The following is a 1,478-nucleotide window of genomic DNA, read 5'->3' as shown; positions in this document are numbered from 1 at the left end:
TCGTCAGCCTGCACCTGAGCAGCGGCGCCGGCAGCGACGGGCTGGTGAACGCGCCGCTGCTGAACAGCATGAAGCCCGGCGCGCTGCTGATTAATACTTCCCGCGCGGCGGTGGTTGACGAGGAGGCGCTCATTCACGCCCTGCGCCACGGGCCGCTGGGCGGCGCGGGGCTGGACGTCTACCATCGAGAACCGCTGTGGCGCGATCACCCGTTTGTCACCGAGTTTGATAACGTGATTATCACGCCGCATATTGCCGGCGCGACCCGCGAAAGCATCAGCAAGCACACGGCGATGATTGCCGCCGATCTCCAGCGCTACGCGGCCGGTGAGCCGCTGCTGTATCAGTGGCGCTAAGCGCGGAGGCGCAGGCTATTCGGCCCGATTAGCGGCCATAAACGCCAGGGTGTGGTCCCAGTCGACCACGCCCGCATCCGATCCCAGGCCGGTGGCCACCAGCGCCGCCACGGCCGACGCCACTTCGCAGGCCTCTTTTGCATTCAGCCCTCGGGCCAGGGCGGCAATAAAGCCGCCGCAGTAGCCGTCGCCGCAGCCGGTGGTATCCACCGCTTCAACGCGCCACGGGGCGATATGCTCGACGCGGCCCTCGCGGGTCAGCAGCCAGGAGCCGTTGGCGCCGTCTTTCAAAATACAGGTCCCGACGCCAAGGTCGAAGAAGAAGCGGGCAATTTCGGCGGGCTCGCTGCGTCCCGAGAGATAGGCGGCCTCCTCCAGCGAGGGCATAAAGTAGTCTACCGACGGCAGCAGCGGGCGCAGCAGATCCAGGGTTCGCTCATCGGGGGCGATCAGGTCGAAGCTGGTGATGACGCCGCGCGCTTTAGCGGCCGCCAGCAGCCGCGCGCTCTGACCCTGGTCCATTGCCGCCAGCAGCCCGGTGCCGCCGTGATGCAGGAAGCGGCAGTCGAGAATCGAGGCAAACGCCTCTTCGTCGACGAACAGGGCGTCGGAGGCGCCGCGACAGTGCAGCGCGGGCCGCTCGCCGTTCGGGCGGATGGGCAGGATGGTTGCCGAGGTTTCCTTTTGCGTCGTGCGTTGAATCAGCGAGCAGTCGATCCCCAGCCGCGCGTAGCTGGCGAGAATAAAATCGGCCTTTTCATCGTGACCGAGGCAGGCGACGGCGGCGGTGCGAACGCCGAGCTTCGCGGCGTTGATATTCGCCCCCGCGGCGGTGCCCGCCGGGTTAAGGCGAATTTGTTCGATAAAGGCCACCCCGCCGCGGGGCGGGATGTCGAGAACCGGACGGCCGGCGATATCAAGGATCGTCAGGCCGACAAAAACGGCGTCAAAGGCTGCCATAGATACTCCGTTAACGATGCTGCTGACGCAGACGCGCTTGCCAGAAAGAGAGGGCCAGCGCGACCACCAGAATGACGCCCACCAGCGCGTCTTTGACCAGGTAGTTAAGACCCATCAGGTTCAGGCCGTTATCAATGGCCTGAACCTGATGGGTCTTAACTA

At 65.2% G+C, this 1,478-nt stretch carries 2 protein-coding genes and 1 pseudogene; 1 reads left to right on the top strand and 2 read right to left on the bottom strand.

Annotated features, from left to right (window positions below; translation table 11 throughout):
* Positions 1–356, top strand: a 356-nt coding sequence (locus PFH44_RS27485) for an NAD(P)-dependent oxidoreductase (RefSeq protein ID WP_283826823.1), incomplete at its 5' end; no start/stop codon positions are given.
* Positions 357–371: 15 nt separating this feature from the next.
* Here PFH44_RS27485 and PFH44_RS27480 read toward each other — a convergent pair.
* Positions 372–1,316, bottom strand: a complete 945-nt coding sequence (locus tag PFH44_RS27480; RefSeq protein ID WP_283826822.1) for a carbohydrate kinase family protein — start codon at positions 1,314–1,316, stop codon at positions 372–374.
* Between the two features lie 10 nt (positions 1,317–1,326).
* A pseudogene (locus PFH44_RS27475) lies at positions 1,327–1,478 on the bottom strand (hypothetical protein); the annotation flags it as partial.

Source organism: Klebsiella sp. Ech2A, assembly GCF_030078455.1.
In the GTDB taxonomy this organism is placed as follows: domain Bacteria; phylum Pseudomonadota; class Gammaproteobacteria; order Enterobacterales; family Enterobacteriaceae; genus Klebsiella; species Klebsiella terrigena.
This window is presented reverse-complemented; position numbering and strand designations above follow the sequence as displayed.

What these genes read in the sequence shown, in the direction of transcription:
- PFH44_RS27480 (WP_283826822.1), bottom strand. Translation starts at nt 1,316, where the DNA reads ATGGCAGCCTTTGACGCCGTTTTTGTCGGCCTGACGATCCTTGATATC.